Origin of the sequence: Streptomyces sp. NPDC047515 (assembly GCF_040643055.1) — a bacterium.
In the GTDB taxonomy this organism is placed as follows: Bacteria; Actinomycetota; Actinomycetes; order Streptomycetales; family Streptomycetaceae; genus Streptomyces.
The window spans coordinates 1-20,274 of the sequence record NZ_JBEYTM010000083.1 but is presented as its reverse complement, the minus strand read 5'-3'; the positions used below and the strand labels follow the sequence as shown (position 1 = coordinate 20,274).

The following is a 20,274-nucleotide window of genomic DNA, read 5'->3' as shown; positions in this document are numbered from 1 at the left end:
ACGCCGCCCACCGCTACGGTTCGATCGACAACGTGAACTCCGCCTACTGATCCGCGGACTCCACACCCACCCCGCCGCGGCCAGGGCCGGCGTGGGCAGCACCGACGCTGCCCGCGCCGGTCCTTCGGCATGCCGCGCAGCCGACCGCACGCCCCGAGGCACAGGCCGTGCGGACGAATCCGGACCGAGATCTACGAGAATGTCCTGCGCGCCCAGCTTCTTGGGGCGTCCCCTGCCGTCTCCGCTTGACGACGAGCCGGATCCGTCCCGGGCCGCGCCCTCGGTCTACTCCTGAATCGGCAGGTCCGGATGCGTGAACACGAAGATCATGTACGCGGCCGCAGCCGCGGCTCCCACGGTGAGAGCGACGGCGAGGCGTGCGGGCCCCGGCCCGCCACCGGTCGGGTCATCAGCGGGAATCACGTGCTGATCCAAGCAGCAGGGCGGTACGGTCCGTCGACCGCCCCTCGGCGAGGGCCAGGTCCGCCGTCGACCCGCGGGCATCTGGGCCGTCGCGGGACCAAAGGCGTGCAGGTGCGGATCCGGCGCCCTGACGCGGAGGGTCGTGCGTGATCACGACCCGGCCAGGGTGCGGTGCGTCGGCGGTGGTCTCGGGGGACTATGGAAGCACCAGGGAGGCACGGGGACCCTCCCGGCGCCGCAGCCGCAGGCCGACGCCGGGGGCGCGCCACGTCGGCAGGTGGAAGGAGCGCCCGGGATGAGCGAAGCGGGAACCTTCGATGCCGGCAACGATGCGTCGGGCCCGCGACTGGAGCGGCCCAGTGGCGTACTGGACGCGCTCGGTGTGGCCGTGGTGGTGCTGGACACCTCCGGGCGGATCGTGTTGTGGGGCCCGCAGTCCGAGGAATTGTTCGGCTACTCCGCGCAAGAAGTGCTGGGCCGGAGGGCGGCGCCGCTGCTGGTGCATGAACGGTACACGGACCTCGTGGGCGGCATGTGCGAACGGATGCTGGAGACCGGCCGCGGCTGGGCCGCAGTCTTCCCCGCACGGCACAAGGACGGCAGCACGCGGTTGGTGGAACTCCACGGCGCTCGGCTGGCGACCGAGCAGGGAGACCTGCACGCTCTGGGCATCGCCACGGACGCCTCGAAGCTGCGTGAGGTGGAGCGGGACGTCGCGTTGTCCACACAGCTGATCGCCCAGTCACCGATCGGCCTGGAGGTTCTCGACACCGATCTGCGCTATGTGGCCGTCAATCCCGCGATGGAGCGGATGCACGGCCTGTCCGCCGAGGACCACATCGGTCGGAGGTTCCGCGAGGTCCTGCCCTCCGTCAGCATCGACGCATCCGAGGCAGCGGTCAGGGAGGTTCTGGAGACCGGACTTCCACAGGTCGACAGGTACACCATCAGCCGCACTCCGGCCGACCCTGACAACGACCATGCCTGGTCCGTCTCCGTCTACCGGCTCCAGGGGCCCGACGGTCAGGTACTGGGCGTCGCCATATCGGCGGTGGAAGTCACCGATCGGTACAGTGCGATCAAGGAAGCAGCCCAGGCTCGGCAGCGTCTGGCGCTGATCGCCGAGGGCTCGGCCCGCATCGGTACCACCTTGGACATGCGGCAGACAGCCCGCGAACTGGCCGATGTCGTGGTGCCCGAACTCGCCGATGTCGCGGTCGTGGACGTACTGGACTCCGCGCTGGACGATCGTCGGCCCGCGAATCCCGTCGGCGGCCCGGCGCTCTTTCGTACCCTCGCGGTGAAGGCCGCCGGCCTCAGCGAGGCGGCCCGCGCCGTCGGCACGGCCGGCCAGTTGGTCAGCTACGGCGCCGACAGGCTGCCCACCCGATGCGTACGGACCGGTCATCCCGTCCTGGTGAGTCACGTGGAGGAGTGGGATCTGGCACGCATCGCCCGTGACGCCGGTGCCGCCGCTGTCCTGGCCAGTTTCGGCATCCACTCGTATCTCGCGATACCGCTGGCCGCCCAGGAGGGAACGTTCGGTGTGCTGGGCCTGATGCGCGGCCGGAATCCGCTGCCCTTCGACGCGGACGACGTCACCCTGGCCGGTGAACTGGCCGGCCGAACCGCGGTGTCCCTGGACAACGCGCGCCTCTACCAGAGCGTCCGCAACACGGCGGTCACGCTCCAGCGCAGTCTGCTCCCGCGGCCGGTGCCGCCGCCGGGCCTGGAGATCGCCACCCGCTACCAACCCGCCGGCACATCCACCGAGGTCGGCGGAGACTGGTTCGACGTCATTCCCCTCGCCGAGGACAGGACGGCATTCGTGGTGGGCGACGTGATGGGCAGCGGCATCGACGCGGCTGCCGCGATGGGCCGTCTGCGCACCGCCACCGCCACGCTGGCCGATCTGGGCCTCCCGCCCGATCGGGTGCTGCAACACCTCGACAAGATCACCGCCGGCCTGGAGCCCTCCATCGCCACCTGCATCTACGCCGAATACGACCCGCACAGCGAGTCGTGCTGCATCGCTGCGGCGGGACATCTGCCCCCGGCGCTGACACCCGCCGGCGACCACTCCGAACTGCTCGACCTGCCCTCCGGAGCGCCTCTCGGGGTCGGCGGCGTCCCCTTCGAAGCGGCCACCGTGCCGCTGCGTCCCGGTGATCAACTGGTCCTCTACACCGACGGGCTGGTCGAAACGCGCCGCGACGCCATCGACGCCCGCCTCGACCTCTTGCTGCGTGTGCTCGACGGCTCCGACGGTTCGCTGGAGGAGACCTGCGACCGGCTCCTGGACGCGCTGCGTGATCCGGCCGACCACGACGACGTGGCGGTACTCATCGCCCGGCCCCGACCATGTCCGCGATCCGCGGGAGAGGAGTGACCCTCGCACGGTTCCGCGCCGCCTGGGGCCGGCCGGCCGTCCCTCACCGCGGCGGCCCGAGGACGCCACGTTCGGCAACGGCTCTGCGCAGACGCGACGCCCTATCGGCCGTTTCCCGGGCCGACGGGGACAGGGCGCCGTTCTCGGACATCAGGGCATGGAACTGCTGCTGCTCGTAAGGCACCCCAGGAGGCAGCGCCGCGATGTGCCAGTGCAGATGGGCGTTCCCCTGCTGACTGCCGAGGCTGTACAGATAGGTTCGCTCGCAGTCATGGACGTCCTCGACCGCGAGAGCGATCTCGCGGACGACGAGCATGAGCCGGGAATAAGCCGTCTCGTCCAGATCGCGGACGACATGCTCGATGTGCGCCTTCGGGGCCACCAGGACCTTTCCGGGCAGCGTGGGCCATCGGTCGAGGAAGGCCACATGGTGCTCGTCCTCGAAGACGGTCTCGTGCCGGTAGTCGGGGTGTCCGGCGAGAAATGCGCAGACGAAGCACGGCCCACTACGCGTTCGTTCGACGTACGACCGGATATTCACGGCTTCGCGGTCCACCGGCATCAGAGCCCCTCTCCATGGAAGGCATCAGTCTGCCGTGGCCCGTGGACGGGAGGGTGAGCGGTCGCCCCTCAGCGCTTCCACCCGGCCATGACGGCCATCGTGCCGAGGCCCAGCCCGAGAGCCACCATCGACCGGGCGGATCCGAACCCATCGGCGAGCAGGCCGGGCGTGTCTCGCCGTGGCCCCGAACGCCCCTGCCTGAGGGGCCAGGGGGCGTTCGCTGTCCATGGCGGCCGCGTGACTCCCAGGCGGTGCTCTTCACCGGCGGCGGGGTGCGCGGACGAGCTGCCGGTGGGCGGACGCGGGGCCGAAGCGGATCCCGTCGTAGCCATGGGAGATGGTGCCCGCGGCGCCGACGTCCCGTCAGCGACCTTGACACGTGTTGATGCATGACGGTATGTCAGCTCTCTCCTGCACGGGTACGCCGGGCACGGGTGACGTTCGAGTCCACCGGGTCGAGAGCGGGCCGACCGCCCTGGCTTCAGTGGGGCAGTGCCAGGAGCCGACGCTGCACGACGGACAACAGTCCCGCCGCCCGGCGCGGGGTTCGGGGCGGGGCGATCCGGTGGACGTTCCGGCATCGTGAAGGGATGTGAGCCGTCCGGCGACGACGGCGTCGGAGAGGACGGGGCGGGGCGGCGAGCGGCTTCGGCACGAACGTCTGCTCGTTCCGCTGCGTCGTGCGTACCGGCCCCGCACAGCATCAGGAGGCCCCGCACACCATTCACGGGAGAGGGCCGCGGTGGCTCCGCGTGAGCACCCCGGCCGCCCGTCGGTCGGCGCGAAGCCCATGCCCTGCCTGCGCGACGACCCCTTCTCCGCCTTGGGTCGGACGTGAGGCCCGGTCGCCGCACTCCGCTCAAGCGGCACCGTTTGAATGATCAAAGTGCCAGGGGGTTACCATATGAGCGCCGCCTAGCTCGAAAGATAAATCTGTGACTGTCAACGAGGACTCGTTCACCAGCTGGAAGAACCGCGAGGAGATCGCGGAGTCGATGATCCCCATCATTGGGAAACTGCACCGGGAGCGGGATGTCACGGTCCTGCTTCACAGCCGCTCCTTGGTGAACAAGTCGGTGGTCAGCATCCTCAAGACCCACCGCTTCGCCCGGCAGATCGCCGGTGAGGAGCTCTCGGTCACCGAGACGCTGCCCTTCCTGCAGGCTCTCACCACGCTGGATCTCGGCCCTTCCCAGATCGACATCGGCATGCTCGCCGCGACGTTCAGGACCGACGACCGCGGTCTCTCGGTCGAGGAGTTCACCGCCGAGGCCGTCGCCGGTGCCACGGGTGCCAACAAGATCGAGCGCCGCGAGGGACGCGATGTCGTCCTGTACGGCTTCGGCCGCATCGGCCGCCTGGTCGCCCGGCTGCTCATCGAGAAGTCCGGCTCCGGGAACGGCCTGCGGCTGCGCGCCATCGTCGTCCGCGGGGGCGGCGGCCGGGCCGTCGAGGATCTCGTCAAGCGCGCCTCGCTGCTGCGCCGCGACTCCATCCACGGCCAGTTCCAGGGCACGATCACCGTCGACGAGGCGAACAGCACGATCGTCGCCAACGGCAACGAGATCAAGGTGATCTACGCCAACGACCCGTCGGAGGTCGACTACACGGCGTACGGTATCAAGGACGCCATCCTCATCGACAACACCGGCAAGTGGCGTGACCGCGAGGGCCTGTCGAACCACCTGCGCCCCGGTATCGGGAAGGTCGTCCTGACCGCACCGGGCAAGGGCGACGTCCCCAACATCGTGCACGGCGTCAACCACGACACGATCAAGCCGGACGAGCAGATCCTGTCCTGCGCCTCCTGCACCACCAACGCGATCGTCCCGCCGCTGAAGGCGATGGCGGACGAGTACGGCGTGCTGCGCGGCCACGTGGAGACCGTCCACTCGTTCACCAACGACCAGAACCTGCTGGACAATTACCACAAGGCCGACCGGCGCGGCCGTTCGGCGCCGCTGAACATGGTCATCACCGAGACCGGTGCCGCCTCCGCCGTCGCCAAGGCCCTGCCCGACCTCAAGGCGCCGATCACCGGCAGCTCGATCCGCGTCCCGGTGCCGGACGTCTCGATCGCGATCCTCAGCCTGCGGCTCGGCCGTGAGGCCGATCGCGAGGAGGTCCTCGACTACCTCCGCAATGTGTCGCTGACGTCGCCGCTCAAGCGGCAGATCGACTTCACCACCGCCCCGGACGCGGTGTCGAGCGACTTCATCGGCTCGCGCCACGCGTCGATCGTCGACGCGGGCGCCACCAAGGTCGAGGGCGACAATGCGATCCTCTACCTCTGGTACGACAACGAGTTCGGCTACTCCTGCCAGGTCATTCGCGTCGTGCAGCACGTCTCCGGGGTGGAGTACCCGACCTACCCGGCCCCGGCGGTCTGATCTCGGCTCCAGCCTCCGCGCGTCGATGCGCGACGTCGGCCGAGGATGCGCAGTGCGTGCGCGACTTTGGGCTCGGCGCGCATCGCCCGCGTTTTGTTGCCGCCGGCTGAAATGCCTTGCGGCCTTTGGGGAACAGTGCGCTGCCCGTACTTCGTAACGTCCAGTGTCCGACGGTACGGAGTACGGGCAGCGCTCCGACGTATGCGCAGGACGCCCCTGGTGTCGATCCGGTACTGCTTGCGCTTCGCGGCAGCCTCGGGAGTGCCGGACCGTGATCCCGTGGGTTCAGGGGAACCGAACACCCGTCAGCGTGAACCCACGGTTCCATCGGCGTGTGCCAGGCCGATGCATACGCGGGTGCGGGAGAAGCACGAGGATCCCGAGCGATCCGCAGGGCTTCGGCGATGATGTCGCCCCGGACGTCCTCGGGTCATGACGGCCGCCCGCCGAACTGCCAGTCGTGCACCTTGATATCGGCGTACCGGTCCGGAGTCAGGACGGCGCGCGCCGTGTCCGGGTCCGGTGCCCGGACCAACGCCGCCGTGCCCAGCCAGACGGAGCTTCTCGGCGCCTGGCGACCTCCGGCTCGACCGACGCGCCCGCGCCGGTCAGTACCGCTGCCAGCTCGGCGGCCTGTGGAGTGCCCACCACGATGCTGAGGCGCGTGCCGCGGGCCGCGAAGTCCCGCACCGACTCGGCGGCGATGAGCCGGCCCCGGCCGATGACGACGAGGTGATCGGCGGTGTTCTGCATCTCCGACAGCAGGTGGCTGGAGAGGAAGACCGTGCGGCCCTCGGCGGCCAGCCGCCGGAAGAGGCGGCGCACCCAGAGCACGCCCTCCGGGTCCATGCCGTTGATCGGCTCGTCGAACATCAACACGGGCGGGTCGCCGAGGAGGGCGGTGGCGATCCCGAGCCGCTGCTTCATGCCGAGCGAGAATCCGCCGATGGGGCTGGTCGCCGCCTCGGCCAAACCCACCTCGTGCAGCACGTCGTCCACCCGACGCAGCGGGATGCCATTACTGCGGGCGAGGGCGGACAGATGGGCCGCGGCGGTGCGTCCGCCGTGGACCTGGCCGGCGTCGAGGAGGGCGCCGACGTGCCGCAGACCGCGTGGGCGGGTGCGGAAGGGGACGCCGCTGACGGTGGCGGTGCCGCCGGTGGGTGCGTCCAGGCCGAGGATCATCCGCAGAGTGGTGGTCTTGCCCGCTCCGTTGGGGCCGAGGAATCCGGTGACCTGGCCCGGCCGCACGGTGAAGGACAGACGGTCGACCGCGGTCCTGCTGCCGTAGCGCTTGGTGAGTTCGTTGACTTCGATCACGAGGTCAACCATGACGGGAGGTCCTCGTCCGGGCATGGGGCCGTGGATGGCAATCGCGCGGCCGGGTCGGCCCGCGGGCGTACATCCCTGGGCCGATGCCGCGCGGGCGGTGGCTGGTTAGTGTCGCGGCATGGACGCCGCACCGCCCCGTTGCCTGCGCGCGTCCTCGCCTCGCAGCCTCCCTCTCGGAAGGACACACCACCGATGACGAGATCGAAGACCGTGGCCTGGGCGGGGGGTGTCCTGTACCTCTTCGCGCTGGTTCTGCTGGTGGGGGGTGCGCCGCGGGCCTCGGGGACGGTCCACGGCGTCGGGGCGCTGCTCGCTGCGACCCTGCTCGTCGGTGTGCTGCGACGGGCGCCGCTGCCGACTCTGGCCATGACGCTGTTCGGGGCCACCGCCGTGGTGGTGTTTACTTCCGGCGCCGTCCCGACGAGCCGGTCGGTGACGTTCCAGGGCGAGTTTCTGCCGTATGCGGCGGCGGACCTCGTCCTGGGGTTCATCGTCGCCACCCGCGCGCGGCGCGCTTCGATCGTCGCCGTGGCGGTGTCCTTCGCCGTGCAGATCTTGCTGATCGGCGGCTTCGCGAACGGGGACAACCTGACGGTCAACGGCGTGATCGCCTTCTTGGCGATGGCTGCGTCCTGCACGGTCGGTCTGCTGAGCCGCGAGCGTCGCGAGCACGCGGTGGTGTTGCGTTCGCAGGAGGTGGTCGAGGCCGTGACCGCCGAACGGCTGCGGATCGCGCGGGAACTGCACGACATGGTTGCGCACAGCATCGGCATCATCGCCATCCAGGCAGGGGTGGGGAGCCGGGTCATCGAGACGCAGCCTGCGGAGGCGCGCGAGGCGCTGCGAGTGATCGAGGCCACCAGCAGAGAGACCCTGTCGGGTCTTCGGCGCACGCTGGTGGCGCTCCGTCAGGCCGACCTGGGTGGCGTAGCGGACTCGGGGCAGGCCCTGCTCGTACCCTCGCCGGGGCTGGCGGACGTCGAACGGCTGGCGGCGGCGACTGCTGACGCGGGGGTACGCGTCGAGGTGTGCCGCAGTGGGGAACAGCGTCCTCTGCCGGCCGACATTGACCTGTCCGCCTACCGTATCGTGCAGGAGGCGCTGACCAACGTGGTCCGCCACGCAGGCGCCGGGCATTGTCGGGTGGCCATCGACTACGGGGACGAGGAGCTGTCCGTGGAGGTCGTCGACGACGGGCGGGGCGCCGCTGAGAACGGTTCGGCCCATGGCTTCGGCATGGTGGGGATGCGGGAGCGGGTCGGTCTGCTGCACGGCCACCTCAGCGCGGGGCCGTGTCCCGAGGGCGGCTTCCGGGTGGCGGCGCGGCTGCCGCTGCCCGAGCCCGTCGCCGTTCCGGTGGAGGCCCGATGACCGTCCGGGTCGTGCTCGCCGACGACCAGCCGCTGGTGCGGTCCGGTCTGCGCGTGCTCATTTCCGATCAACCCGGCCTGGAGGTCGTCGGCGAGGCCGCCACCGGCATCGAAGCGCTCCAACTGGTCAGGGACGTCAGCCCGGATGTCGTGGTGATGGACATCCGGATGCCCGGCATGGACGGGATCGAGTCCACTCGGCGGATCACCGCCGGCCCGGCGACCACGCGCGTCCTCGTCCTGACCACCTTCGACGAGGACGATCACGTCTACGGCGCGCTCCGGGCCGGCGCGAGCGGCTTCGTGGTCAAGGACATGGCGCTGGACGACATCCTCGCGGCGATCCGCGTCGTCGCCGACGGCGACGCACTGATCGCGCCGGGTGTCACGCGCCGTCTGATCGCTGACTTCGTCAGGCGCCCCGTGGCTGCCTCGGAGCGCTCCCCACGGCCGGTCGACGGCCTCACCGAGCGGGAACGGGAAGTGCTGACGCTGGTCGGACGCGGCAGGTCGAACAGCGAGATCGCAGAGGATCTCTTCATCACGGTGGCCACCGCCAAGTCGCACGTGTCACGGCTGTTCACCAAACTGGGCGCCCGGGACCGGGTTCAGCTCGTGATCACCGCCTATGAAAGGGGGCTGGTCACGCTGCCTCGCTGAGCGCGTCCCCGGGCCCGTGGCGAAGTCGGAGACGTCGCGACACCCCGTCTCGTGGACGAGCTGCTGGAAAGCAGCCGCTGAGGCTCGCGCCGTGATCCGGTTTGCTGCCGCCTGCCGCCTGCCGCCTGCCGCCTGCCGCCTGCCGCCTGCCGCCTGCCGCCTGCCGCCTGCCGCCTGCCGCCTGCCGCCTGCCGCCTGCCGCCCCGCACCGGAGCGGTGCGCACGCAGCGTCAGGGTTTCAGGGCGCGCTCGACGCGGAGACGGGCTTCGTCCAGACAGGCGTTCACACTGGTCTGGGGTGTCGGTGGTTCCGGGACGTGTGAGCACATGCGCAGCGGTGCGTCGAGCCAGGCCCACTCCTTGGTGGCGGGGTCGGCGAGGCCGTCCGTCTGTTCCGCGACCGTGTCGTGGAGGTGGTCCGGGTCCGCGAGCAAGCGGTCCAGGCTGTCCGGGGTCACCCGGTCGGCGGGGACGGCATCGCGGATCGCCAGGACGTAGAGACCGACGGCCAGAATCGCGCGGATGCGCATCGCGTCCCAGGCGGTCAGCACGCGCCGGTTCGTGAGCACGGTCGCGCGGTCCAGCGCGGCCGTCCACGCCGTTGTGCGGCGGTCGGTGGTCGTCCCTCTGTCTCCCCCCTGGCATCGGCAGGACCACCGGCTTGAGCCCGTGCCCTGGTGGCCGAGAACCCGACGCCTCGGCGTAGTCCGCTCGTATCCGCCGGGGAGGGCGCGGGCGGACACGGACGAGCCCCGCACACCCGGGCCGGTCCCGGGAACACGCCGTCGGCAGTCCGCCCCACCGGGCCCTCCACATGTTTCGATGCGCGACGGGGGAGGAACAAGTGGGTACCTTACGGTAGTTGCCCCTGGTCATCGTGAAGGAGTGCGTACATGACGGTCTCACTCGGTCTTGGTCTCCCGCAGATGAAGCAGTACGACATCGGCCGTGATGTGGCCACCGTCGCGCGCGCGGCGGAGGAGGCCGGGTACGCGAGCCTGTGGGTCTTCGAGCGTGTCCTGTTCCCCGAGCCCGCGACCCAGGGGCTCTATGGTGTGCCGGGACTGCCGTGGCCCGACCAATATCGCAGTGTCGCCGACCCGCTGGTCACGCTCGCGCTGGCCGCCGCGGCGACCGACCGGGCGCGGCTCGGGACCAGTGTCCTGGTCGCGCCGTTGCACGTGCCGTTCCAATTGGCCCGTTCCCTCGCGTCGCTGGATGTGGCGAGCGGTGGGCGAGTGGTCGCGGGCCTGGGCACGGGATGGTCTCTGGACGAGTACGCGGCCGCCTCCGTCGCGCCCTTCGAGAAGCGCGGCGCGGTCCTGGACGAACTGCTGGACGTGTGCGCGGCCGTCTGGGGACCGGACCCCGTCTCCTACGAGGGCGAGCTGACCACCATCGCCCCGTCCGAGGTCGGCCCCAAGCCGGTGCGCTCCATTCCGGTCTACCTGCCCGCGAACAGCCCGCGTGCCACCCACCGTCTGGTGGACCGGGCGGACGGCTGGATGCCCGTGGCCGCGGGAGCCGCTCAGCTGGCCGAGCAGTGGCAGCGGGTTCAGGACATGGCCGCCGAGCGCGGTCGGGAGCGTCCGCTCGACGTCTGTGCCCGAGCCAATGCGCGGTACAGCGCCAAGCCGGTCGAGGGCACGGGCCGCCAACCCTTCCACGGGAGCGTGGCCCAGATCGTCGAGGACCTGGTGGCGCATGCGGAAACGGGCGTACCGGAGTTCTTGCTGGACCTCCAGGGCGCGACGCGTGACGCCGCGGAACTGATCGACGTGGCGACCGAGGTGTACGAGGCGGCGCGCGCCGCAGGCGTCTGACCGAACGCGTGAGGGTGTCCGGGGCTGCTGCCCGGCGGGAATGGGGCCGGCGGGACGGACGCCGTCACGCGGTCCGCCCTGTTGACGAGTCCGAGCCGTGTGCCGGTACCGGTCGCAAGGCTCGCTCGAAGGGGTGCCGGGGCGACGGGCTCGTGTCGGCACGCCCTCGGACCGGTCCGGACGCGTTGGGTGGACCCCGCCCAGTCGGACACCCCTCACCGATCTTCTGTTCGAGCAGTTCGGCCAGCCGCAGCGCGGTGCGGTCCTCGAACATCGGACCGATGAGCTGCACTCCCACCGGTAGACCCTCGGGGGACCGGCCCGCTGGTATGGCGGTGGCGGGTAGGCCGGGCATGGTGGCCAGACCGGCCCAGACGAGCTGGTCGAAGTACGGGTACTCGACGCCGTCGATGTCGATCCGGCGTTCCCTCGGATCGGGGTTGTGGTCGTGCGGGAACGCGGGAGTGGGTGTGATTGGACACACCACGGCGTCGAACTCGGCGAAGAGCTGCCGCCAGCCGTGGCGGTGGAGCTCGCGACGGCTGTTCGCCTCGATCCAGTCGCGGTGGCTGAACACCATGCCGCGCAGCCGTGCCGCATCGAGACTCTGGTCGTCTGCGCTCAGCCCGGCGGCCCGGGTCCGCAGCTGCTCGTACAGTTCGGGAAAACGTGCAACGGAGCTCGAAAACAGCAACTGCGTGTAGAGCACCGCGGCTTCGGCCAGATCGGGCAGCAGCGGACTGTGCCGTTCGACGCGGGCGCCGCCGTCGACAAGCGCGTCGGCCACCCGGTTCACGCCCGCCAGCACAGCGGACCCGGTCGGAATGTGCGGATGCTTGTCGAGGACCAAGACCCGGAAGTCGCAGAGCCGCTCGTGGCGCGCGGGCGGCAGCGTCACGTCGTGCGCCACACCGAGCGTCAGCGGATCCGGTCCGGCCATTACGTCGAGCAGGAGCGTGAGGTCGCGGGCCGCGCGCGCCATCGGACCGACGACGGCGAGGTCGAGGTCGGCCGGCCATGCCGGCGCGGACGGCGGGACCATACCGCGGTTCGCCGCCAGCCCGAGTGTCGGCTTGTGTGCGTAGACACCGCAGAAGTGTGCGGGGGTGCGCAACGAACCGGCGAGGTCGGAGCCGATGGACAGCGCGCCGAATCCGGACACCAGGGCCGCCGCTGATCCGCCGGAGGATCCACCCGGCGTGCGACCGCGATCCCACGGGTTATTGGTGGTGCCGTAGATCTCGTTGAAGCTCTGCACATCTTGCAGCCCCAAGGGCACGTTGGTCTTACCGAGCACCACCGCGCCTGCGGCCTTGAGCCGCGACACCTGCACCGCGTCCTCGGCCGGCATGTAGTTCCGGTGTAGCGGAATGCCCCAGGTCGTGGGCAGCCCGGCCATGTTGTAGGACTCTTTGACCGTCACCGGAATGCCGAGCAGCGGCCGGTCCTCACCGCGGGCGCGAGCCTGGTCGGCACCGCGCGCGGCGGCCCGTGCACGGTCGAAGTCCGGCACACAGATCGCGTTGATCGCTGTGTCGTCCCGCTCAATACGGGCGATCGCCTCGTCGGTCAGCTCCGCCGAGGTCACTTCACCGGCACGCAAGGCAGTCGCGAGGTCTTCGGCCGTCGGAAATTCCACTCCATGAATCGGACCGTATAGGCCTCTGGAGCAGGTCATGAAATGCCGCTTTGCACAACGGGGTGGATGTCTCAATACTCATCATGTTCCTCTCCCGGAGGGATCTGGACCGCCGTGACTCTGGCCGATCAGAGCCCTATCAGGGTCGGAGCGTCGGCGATGCGATAGCCCACCCCGGACGTCGTCGTGATGACCGGTGGGCTGCCCAGCTTGCGGCGCAACCGGCCGATGGTGACCGTCACCGTGTTGGTGAAGGGGTCAACGTTCTCGTCCCACACCTGTTCCAGGAGGTCCTCGGCGCTCAGGAAGCCTGGACTGGCGCGCAGCAGCGCCTCCAGGACGGCGAACTCCTTGACGGACAGCTCCAGCGGATGGCCGTCACGGAGGGCGGTCCGGCGTACCGGGTCGAGTTCGAGGCCGGCGGCACGCAGCGCGCGGGCCCGGGCGGCCGGCCTGCGGCGGGCCAGGGACCGAATGCGCAGGATCAGCTCCGGGAAGTGGAAGGGCTTGGCGAGGTAGTCGTCGGCGCCGAGGGTGAGACCGCTGACCCGGTCGCCGGGCGCCCCGGCCGCAGTCAGCATCAGCACCATCGCGCGTCGTCCCGCTCGGTGATCATTTGGCAGAGCGTGTCGCCGTGGATGCCGGGCAGGTCGCGGTCGAGGACCACCACGTCGTACGCGTTCAGGTTGAGCTTGGCGGCGGCGGCAAGACCGTCGTGCGCAACATCGACGGCCATCCCCTGATCCCGCAGTCCCTCGGCGACGACCTCGGCAAGCGACCGCGCGTCCTCCACGACCAGAACCCTCACCGTGTCACGCTTCCGAACCGGCCGTTGACAGCAGCGCCGCCGCAACGCACAGGCCGCCCTCCGGCCGGGCCAGTAGGGCGAGGCGGCCGCCGTGCGCTGCGACGATCGCTGCGACGATCGACAACCCCAGGCCGGAACTCCCCTCCGACCCCGTCCGGTCGGCGCCGAGCCGCTCGAACGGCTGCGTCAGCCGGTCTACCTGCCCCTGGTCGAGGACGCGCCCGCCGGTCTCGACGACGAGGCGTGCCGCGCTGTCGTCGTGCTCGGTGGAGATCCGGATCCAGCCGCTTTCCTGGTTGTGCACGATCGCGTTGTCGATCATGTTCTCCACCATCCGGGACAGCAGCGCCCGACTACCCCGGGTCCAGGCGCTCGGCCGCACGTCGTCGTCGACGGTCAGCGTCTTCGCGGCAATGTCGGCGGCCCGGGCGGTCAGCGCCTCCCGCGCCAGCTTGCCGAGCGACACAGGGGTCCGGTCGGCGAGGGTGCCGTGCTGCGCCCGTGCAAGGACGAGGAAGCCGCCCAGCAGGTGATCCACCCGGTCGAGCTCGGTCCGCAACCGGCCGGCGAGCGCGAGGGTCTGCGCCGCCGGCTCCGGTTTGGCGACGGCAACGTCCAGCGACGCCCGCATCGTCGCCAGCGGCGTGCGCAGTTCGTGCGAGGCGTTGCCGACAAACCGGCGCTGCGCGACGAATGAGGCTTCGAGACGTTCCAGAAGACCGTCGACCGTGTCGGCGAGCTCCTTGACCTCGTCGACGGGTCCGGCCACGGCGAGCCGCTGATGCAGGTTCTCCGCGGAGATCCGCCGTGTCGCAGCGGTGATCAGCCGCAGCGGGCGCAGGACTCGGCCGGCGAGGACCCGGCCGAGCAGGAGCGAGACGCCCACCATCACCACCAGCGCGATCAGCGAGCCGACCAGCAGCTGGTGGTTCTGCTGCGCATGCACGTCCGAGAGTTGCCTCTCCAGATCCCGGATCCGCTGCCCGGCGGCAAAGTTGGACTGGCCGGCCGGGGGCTGCTCAGGAGCGACGCTCGTCACCCGGCCACCGGACATCAGGTAGGTCAGGGCGAGCAGCACGATTCCGGACCCGAGGAACCCAGTAGCGTACAAGATAGTGAATCGCCGTGCGACGGTTCCGCTCCGCAGCTTGCCCATGTTCCTCTTCCCGCTCAGGTCCGGCCGGACTCAGGATGCCCCGCCGCACCTAACAGCGACATAACAGGGGCGGTTCGGACCACGTTATGGTCGAATCCGTAGAACCGGGTCCATGCTTACGACCAACGAACTACTCCGGCAGGAGTGGACCAGATTCCGACGTCCGGGCCGGCTGATCGCGATGTGGGCTGCGGCTCTGGTCGTCGTCACCCTCGGTCTGCTCCATGCGTTCGGCAACCGCGCGTCCTGCGACGGCCCGTGCCCGGCCGAACCAATCGGGCCGGACGGCTCCCTCGTCAACGACCAGTTCTACTTCCTGCATCGCGATCTGGGCGAGAACGGCAGTATCACGGTCCGGATGACGTCCATGACGGGCACGATCACCTACCCACCGCCGAACCACGACCAGATCGTCCCGGGCCTGGTGCCATGGGCGAAGGCAGGGATCATCATCAAGGACGGTGTCCGCCAGGGATCCTCCTACGCGGCGTTGATGCTCTCTGGCAGCCACGGCGTGCGGATGCAGTACGACTACCGCCATGACACCGCAGGCAGCGACGGTGGGGTCTCGGCCAAGTCGCCGCGCTGGCTGCGGCTGACGCGGTCGGGCGACACCATCACCGGCTACGAGTCCGCCGACGGCGAGCGGTGGGCAAAGGTGGGCACGGCCTAGCTGTCCGGGCTGCCCAGGACTGTGCAGGTCGGTCTGTTCGCCACCTCTCCCGGCGACCTGACGCTGCGGCCTGTCGGCCTTGGCGGTGCCACGGAAGAGGTGCGCTTCACGCAGGCCGCCGGTGTCTTCGACAACGTCGGCCTCAAGGGCGCGGACTCCGCCGGGGGCTGGAGGAAAGACGCCGTCGGCGAGATGAACCAGACTGACTGGGAGAAGTACCACAAGGCGTCCGGAGCGGGGGAGGAGGGCGGCACGATCACCATCACCGGCACCGGCGACATCGGGCCGGGAGGTGCCGAGGATGGCGGCCGCCCGGTGGAGCGTGCCCTCGGCGGCCTGCCCCTCGGACTGCTCATCGTGCTCGTGGTCGCAGTGCGGTTCGCCACCTCCGAGTACCGCGGCGCGCCGATCACCCGCCGGGTGCTCGTGGCGAAGGCGGTCGTCGTCGGAGCCGTCACGTTTGTGACCGGTCTCCTCGCCGTGGGGATCGTGATCCCGGTCGGCGTGGCGATCCTGAAGGGGAACGGGATCTCGGTCATCGGGGTGTCCGCGCTCACCGGAGTGCGGGTCGTCGTCGGTACGGCCGCCGTGCTCGCCCTCGCCGCCACGCTCGCGCTCGCGCTCGGCACCCTGCTTCGGCGCGTCTGGCTCGCGATTCTCGTCGCCGTCCTGGCGATCGCGGTCCCGTACGTGGTGACGTTTTTCCCGCTGCTTTCCGACGGCCTGTCACAGTGGCTGCTGCGGGTTACTCCGGCCGCCGGCTTCGCCGCCCAGCAGACCCTCATTGAATATCCGCAGGTCGTCGCCCACTTCGCGCCCGCCGCCGGATACTTCCCGCTTCCGTGGTGGGCCGGGGTCGCTGTGCTGTGTGTGTACGCGGTGATGCTTCTGGGGCTTGCTCTGAACCGCCTGCCGCAAAGCGATGAGCGGGCCGAGCAACCGGTCGAGTGGAGGTGATTCTTGACGGCGCGGGAGCCCGCGAGTTCCTGTGCCGTCACCGCGGGCTGCCGGAATGCGGCGACTCTCCCCATACCGGACAGCCCTTAGCTGACCGCCCGCCGCCGGGCTGTCGCGTCAAGTTGTATACCGGAGTGCGATGAAGAGAGTGCAGGTAGGGGAGAGATCGGGCATGTCTGGCAAGTGGGGGTGCGAGATCTTGCCTCGTAACATGTCTTGGTATACAAACTGGCCCGGCCGTACATCTCATATCGAGGAGCCCGCCATGTGTGTCGATTCCGCACCGCCCCCGCCCGGCCGTGTCACCCGACGCGGCGTACTCGCCGGGGCCGCCGCCCTCGCGGGCACCGCCGCGGCCCCGTCCGCGGCGGCGGCACCTGGACATGCCCCGGGGCTCGCGTGCCCCGGCACCGCGCCCCGCCGCGTTGTCGTCGGTCGCCACGACTCCGCCACGACTCCGCCATGACTCTCTCCTCCGCCTCGCGATCCACGGCACCGGACCCCGCTCGCTGATCCGGTCTGATCCAGACGAAAGGCCCTGGTGCCGCTTCTGAGACATCGTGTTCCTGCCGATGGGCCGTCAGACGGCCTGACGCGGCCCCTGCCCCTGTCCCTGCCTCTCTCTCCCATCCGAAGGAATCCCATGACGCCCCTCCCTCTCCGATGACCCGGCGTGGTGTCCTGGCCGGTGCCGCCTCCCTGGCAGACACCGGTGTCGCACTGTCCGCGACCACGCCATCCGCCCAGGCCGACCCCCGGAGCCGTCCCGGCAACGCGGTGATCTTCCGTGACGTGCGGCCGATGGGCGCGGCGAAACCCGTGGATCTCACCGTCGTCGACGGCCGGATCACCGGCGAACGGGCCCCCCGGGGTGCCAGGGTGATCGAGGGCGGTGGCCGCATCGCCCTGCCGTCGCTGGTGGACGCGCACATTCATCCCGACAAGACGACGTGGGGCGGCTCATGGGTCTCGCGCGAACCGGCGAACAGCATCGCCGACTTCGCCGCCCAGGACGTGGCACTGTTCCGCAGCCAGCACCGGACGGTGGGCGAGCGGGCTCATGGGCTCATGGCGCATGCAGTGACCCGCGGGACGCGGGCCATGCGGGCACACGCCGACATCGCTCCGGCCTACGGACTGACCTGCGTGGAAGGCGTCGCGCAGGCACGCGAACGGCTCCAGCACGCGCTCGACGTGCAGATCGTGGCCTTTCCGCAGCATGGCGTGGTCCGCGCTCCCGGCACGGCGGCTCTGCTCGAGCAGGCGGCTCGGAGCGGGCTCGTGGACATGATCGGCGGGATCGATCCGATCGGCTTCGACCAGGCGATGGACGAGCAACTGGACCTCGTCTTCGACCTTGCGGAACGGTACGGCGTCGGCGTGGACATCCATCTGCACGACCGGGGCGAGAAGGGCTTGACGGTGCTGCACGCCGTCATCGACCGCACCCGGGCCCTGTCCTTGCAGGGGAAGGTGACCGTCAGCCATGTCTTCTGCCTGCCCGGCCTCTCCGACACCGAACTGGCCGCAATGGCGGAGGACCTCGGTGACCTGGACATCGCCTTGACCACCGTGGCGCCCAGCGAATCACTCGTCCTGCCGATCGCGAAACTGCGGGAGCACGGCGTACGGGTCGGGCTCGGGTCGGACGGGGTGCGTGACTCCTGGAGCCCCTTCGGCAACGCGGACATGCTCCACCGGGCACACCTGCTCGGCTGGGTCACGGATGTGCGCCTCGACGAGGAACTGGCGGCCTGCTACGAGGTGGGCGCGCACGGTGGCGCGGATGTCATGCGGCTGCCCCGCGCGGACTTCTCGCCGGGCTCGCCGGCCGACTTCGTCCTGATGCGGGCCGAGTGCCTGCCGCAGGTCGTGGTGGACATGCCCGCACGGGACCTGGTGGTGCACGGCGGCCGCGTGGTGGCGCGTGACGGCAGGCTGACATGACCGCCGCGTCCTGCCGTCATGCCGTCCCGCAGCGTGCAGCGCCGCGTCGTCCGGCCACCCGCATAGGGTGACGGGATGTCCGGTGTCCGCGAGCGTTCAGCGACTCGCGGGCACCGGGGCGGACGAGGAAGGCACAGAAAGGACGCCGTACGTGACGGCAAGCACCGGCCGGCAGGACGACGGAGGAGAGCCGACGGCCACTACGCCGCGCACGCCACTGAGCGAGCTCGCGCGCCGGGCCATCAGGGAACGCATCATCGACGGCAGCTACGCGCAGGGTGCCCGTGTGGTGGAACGCGAGATCGCCGAGGACCTTCGGATGTCGCGGGTGCCGGTTCGCGAGGCTCTGCGGGCGCTGGTGGAAGAAGGCCTGCTGGACCTGTTGCCGCACAGCGGTGTGCGGGTGCGCCGACTGGAGCGCTCCGATGTGGAGCACCTGTACGACGTGTGGGAACCGCTGGCCATCCAGGCCTCGCGCCTCGCGGCTCGCCGCGTGGCTCTCGCCCCGGCCGAGGAGGCCGCTGAGCTGGCGGCCCTGCGGGCCGCACTGGAACAGGCCGAGGCCGCCGCGGCGGCGGGGGAACGGATGCGGGAGAACGACGCGGGCACCGCCTTCCACGACCGGATCGTGGCGCTGGCGGACAACCCGTTGCTGGCCCAGCTCATGCGGCGGCTGAACGGACAGCTGCGCCTGCTGTTCGGGCTGAACACGGAACCCGCGCCCATGCGCGCGCAGCACAGTGAAATGTACGAACGCATCGCCGCCGGGGACGTCGAGGCCGCCGGGGCGATCACCCTGCTCCACGTCCGCAAGAGCCGAGAGCTCGCCCTGCGGTCCGTCACCTCCACATCCGGCCCCTGAGGAATCCGGCACGCCGCTCATCGGGCAGTGCAGTCCTTCATGAGCCCGGATGTGAACGCTCCTACCCGCGCAGCATCCGTGCGATCTCGGTGTAGCCCTTTTGCTGGGCGTGCTGGAGCGGGCTCACACCGTTCCTGTCGGAGAGGGACCGGTCGGCCCCCGCGTCGAGGAGCAGTTCGACCACTTTCTGGTGAGCCTGGCCGCCGTCACCGAGGATGACGGCCTCCAGGAGCGCGGTCCAGCCGAGGTTGTTGACGTGGTTGACGTCGATGTCGATCTCCGGGTTGGTGATGACCTCCCTGACGTAGTCGACGTGGCCGCGCTCGGACGCGGGGATGAGGGAGGTGCCGCCGTACCGGTTGACGACGGTGTAGTCGGGATGGGCGGCGGCCAGGGTCCGCGCCATGGCCGCGCTACCCGTCACGCCGGTCACCAACCAGGGCGTGTCGTGCCGTCGGTCCAGTGCGTCGGGGTCCGCCCCGGCCTTGACGAGGATGCCGGCCGCTGCCACGTGGTCGCCGGTGACGGCCAGTAGAAGAGGGGTGCGGCCGTGCTCGTCGCGGGTTTCCGGATCGGCACCGCGCTCGATGGCATCGCGTACGGAGTCCGTGGCACCGGAGCGTGCCGCCCCGAGCAGGTCCCGGTCGGCCGCCGGATCCGCGGGGGAGCGGGTCGGTGAATGCGTCGGCGATTTCGCGGGTGAGGCGGCGGTGGTGCCCGCCGGAGGGGTTCGCTGCCGGGCGGCGGTGTCGCTGCTGTCGCTGCCGGACCGGGCGGTGCAGGCGGCAGTGAGCGCGAGCACGCCCGCCAGCGCCGCGAGGAGGCGGACGGAGTGTCGTGCGGGTGTCATGGGTCCTCTCTCGGCTCGGATGCCCGCCGCTGCCCGAGGCCTTCGATCGGGGGGAAGCGCAGCAGATGACGGACCGGGCGGACGAGTGGGCGCCGCCGCATCCAGTCTCAAGCCGCGCGCGGACCCCGTGGTCGGTGAAGCGAATCGGGCAGCGGAGCGGTCCGGATGACTGCCGTGTCGGCCGAACGGTTGATGCGCCGTGCCCGAGGGCCGGGCACGACCGGCCACCGCGTCGCGGATGTGGCCGGTCGTGTCGGCATTCGGTGCGTCGCGGATGCGGTGGGTCGAGTCCAGTGTTGTGGCTGGACAGCTCCACCGGCTCGGCAAACCGTTCCGACCTCAGCTTGGCGTTTAACGTGGGCGGGCTTGGTGTTCTTTGATCGATTCGGCGCGTTTGACGGTCTTGCCGACGTCGTGGTGCCTGGCCCGGTGG

The 20,274-nt window shown here is 70.3% G+C and carries 16 protein-coding genes and 1 pseudogene; 9 read left to right on the top strand and 8 right to left on the bottom strand.

Annotation, left to right across the window (positions count from 1 at the left end):
• Window positions 1-285 precede the first annotated feature (285 nt).
• Window positions 286-423: a hypothetical protein gene (locus ABZ826_RS35965; RefSeq protein WP_361458283.1), complete on the bottom strand. Its 138-nt coding sequence runs from the start codon at window positions 421-423 to the stop codon at window positions 286-288.
• A 295-nt stretch (window positions 424-718) separates the two neighbouring features.
• On the opposite strand from ABZ826_RS35965, the gene ABZ826_RS35960 reads away from it, so the two are divergent.
• A complete protein-coding gene (locus ABZ826_RS35960; protein ID WP_361458280.1) occupies window positions 719-2,812 on the top strand; it encodes a SpoIIE family protein phosphatase in 2,094 nt (697 codons plus the stop codon).
• A 43-nt stretch (window positions 2,813-2,855) separates the two neighbouring features.
• Here ABZ826_RS35960 and ABZ826_RS35955 read toward each other — a convergent pair whose 3' ends face one another.
• Window positions 2,856-3,374, bottom strand: coding sequence for an HIT family protein (locus tag ABZ826_RS35955; RefSeq protein WP_361458277.1), 519 nt, complete (start codon window positions 3,372-3,374; stop codon window positions 2,856-2,858).
• Between the two features lie 935 nt (window positions 3,375-4,309).
• Between ABZ826_RS35955 and ABZ826_RS35950 the strand changes: the two genes are divergently transcribed.
• Window positions 4,310-5,764: a glyceraldehyde-3-phosphate dehydrogenase gene (locus ABZ826_RS35950; RefSeq protein ID WP_361458274.1), complete on the top strand. Its 1,455-nt coding sequence runs from the start codon at window positions 4,310-4,312 to the stop codon at window positions 5,762-5,764.
• 492 nt (window positions 5,765-6,256) lie between these two features.
• Here ABZ826_RS35950 and ABZ826_RS35945 read toward each other — a convergent pair whose 3' ends face one another.
• Entirely contained in the window at window positions 6,257-7,096 is an 840-nt protein-coding gene (locus ABZ826_RS35945; protein WP_361458271.1) for an ABC transporter ATP-binding protein, read from the bottom strand.
• 192 nt (window positions 7,097-7,288) lie between these two features.
• Here ABZ826_RS35945 and ABZ826_RS35940 point away from each other — a divergent pair, with 192 nt between their 5' ends.
• Together ABZ826_RS35940 and ABZ826_RS35935 are read left to right on the top strand one after the other, a co-directional pair.
• On the top strand, window positions 7,289-8,467 hold the full coding sequence (locus ABZ826_RS35940; protein ID WP_361458268.1) for a histidine kinase: 1,179 nt from the start codon (window positions 7,289-7,291) through the stop codon (window positions 8,465-8,467).
• Complete coding sequence (locus tag ABZ826_RS35935) at window positions 8,464-9,126, top strand: response regulator transcription factor (RefSeq protein ID WP_361458265.1); 663 nt, start codon at window positions 8,464-8,466, stop codon at window positions 9,124-9,126. Before ABZ826_RS35940 ends, ABZ826_RS35935 begins: the two co-directional genes overlap by 4 nt.
• 230 nt (window positions 9,127-9,356) lie before the next feature.
• On the opposite strand, the gene ABZ826_RS35930 is transcribed toward ABZ826_RS35935, so the two are convergent.
• Window positions 9,357-9,695: a hypothetical protein gene (locus ABZ826_RS35930; RefSeq protein ID WP_361458262.1), complete on the bottom strand. Its 339-nt coding sequence runs from the start codon at window positions 9,693-9,695 to the stop codon at window positions 9,357-9,359.
• A gap of 324 nt (window positions 9,696-10,019) precedes the next feature.
• Between ABZ826_RS35930 and ABZ826_RS35925 the strand changes: the two genes are divergently transcribed.
• A complete protein-coding gene (locus tag ABZ826_RS35925; RefSeq protein ID WP_361458259.1) occupies window positions 10,020-10,949 on the top strand; it encodes a TIGR03619 family F420-dependent LLM class oxidoreductase in 930 nt (309 codons plus the stop codon).
• Between the two features lie 64 nt (window positions 10,950-11,013).
• Here ABZ826_RS35925 and ABZ826_RS35920 read toward each other — a convergent pair whose 3' ends face one another.
• The 3 genes and pseudogenes from ABZ826_RS35920 to ABZ826_RS35910 all read right to left on the bottom strand — a co-directional run bounded on the left by ABZ826_RS35920 (window position 11,014) and on the right by ABZ826_RS35910 (window position 14,507).
• A complete protein-coding gene (locus ABZ826_RS35920; protein WP_361458256.1) occupies window positions 11,014-12,588 on the bottom strand; it encodes an amidase in 1,575 nt (524 codons plus the stop codon).
• A 128-nt stretch (window positions 12,589-12,716) separates the two neighbouring features.
• Window positions 12,717-13,396 (bottom strand): annotated as a pseudogene (locus ABZ826_RS35915) (response regulator transcription factor).
• Between the two features lie 4 nt (window positions 13,397-13,400).
• The gene (locus ABZ826_RS35910) at window positions 13,401-14,507 is read right to left on the bottom strand and encodes a HAMP domain-containing sensor histidine kinase (protein WP_361458253.1); all 1,107 of its coding nucleotides are present in this window, start codon (window positions 14,505-14,507) and stop codon (window positions 13,401-13,403) included.
• Window positions 14,508-14,664: 157 nt separating this feature from the next.
• On the opposite strand from ABZ826_RS35910, the gene ABZ826_RS35905 reads away from it, so the two are divergent.
• The 4 genes from ABZ826_RS35905 (at window position 14,665) to ABZ826_RS35890 (ending at window position 18,991) form a co-directional block, all read left to right on the top strand.
• Window positions 14,665-15,225, top strand: a complete 561-nt coding sequence (locus tag ABZ826_RS35905; RefSeq protein ID WP_361458250.1) for a hypothetical protein — start codon at window positions 14,665-14,667, stop codon at window positions 15,223-15,225.
• A gap of 21 nt (window positions 15,226-15,246) precedes the next feature.
• A complete protein-coding gene (locus ABZ826_RS35900; protein ID WP_361458247.1) occupies window positions 15,247-16,182 on the top strand; it encodes a hypothetical protein in 936 nt (311 codons plus the stop codon).
• Between the two features lie 663 nt (window positions 16,183-16,845).
• Window positions 16,846-18,129, top strand: a complete 1,284-nt coding sequence (locus ABZ826_RS35895) for an amidohydrolase (protein ID WP_361458244.1) — start codon at window positions 16,846-16,848, stop codon at window positions 18,127-18,129.
• 151 nt (window positions 18,130-18,280) lie between these two features.
• Complete coding sequence (locus tag ABZ826_RS35890; protein ID WP_361458241.1) at window positions 18,281-18,991, top strand: GntR family transcriptional regulator; 711 nt, start codon at window positions 18,281-18,283, stop codon at window positions 18,989-18,991.
• A gap of 61 nt (window positions 18,992-19,052) precedes the next feature.
• Here ABZ826_RS35890 and ABZ826_RS35885 read toward each other — a convergent pair whose 3' ends face one another.
• Complete coding sequence (locus ABZ826_RS35885) at window positions 19,053-19,802, bottom strand: ankyrin repeat domain-containing protein (protein WP_361458286.1); 750 nt, start codon at window positions 19,800-19,802, stop codon at window positions 19,053-19,055.
• Window positions 19,803-20,274: the final 472 nt, after the last annotated feature.

Coding starts and splice junctions, on each gene's coding strand:
- ABZ826_RS35935 (WP_361458265.1), top strand. CDS start 8,464: ATGACCGTCCGGGTCGTGCTCGCCGACGACCAGCCGCTGGTGCGGTCC.
- ABZ826_RS35925 (WP_361458259.1), top strand. CDS start 10,020: ATGACGGTCTCACTCGGTCTTGGTCTCCCGCAGATGAAGCAGTACGAC.
- ABZ826_RS35905 (WP_361458250.1), top strand. CDS start 14,665: ATGCTTACGACCAACGAACTACTCCGGCAGGAGTGGACCAGATTCCGA.
- ABZ826_RS35940 (WP_361458268.1), top strand. CDS start 7,289: ATGACGAGATCGAAGACCGTGGCCTGGGCGGGGGGTGTCCTGTACCTC.
- ABZ826_RS35895 (WP_361458244.1), top strand. CDS start 16,846: ATGACCCGGCGTGGTGTCCTGGCCGGTGCCGCCTCCCTGGCAGACACC.
- ABZ826_RS35960 (WP_361458280.1), top strand. CDS start 719: ATGAGCGAAGCGGGAACCTTCGATGCCGGCAACGATGCGTCGGGCCCG.
- ABZ826_RS35955 (WP_361458277.1), bottom strand. CDS start 3,374: ATGCCGGTGGACCGCGAAGCCGTGAATATCCGGTCGTACGTCGAACGA.
- ABZ826_RS35945 (WP_361458271.1), bottom strand. CDS start 7,096: ATGGTTGACCTCGTGATCGAAGTCAACGAACTCACCAAGCGCTACGGC.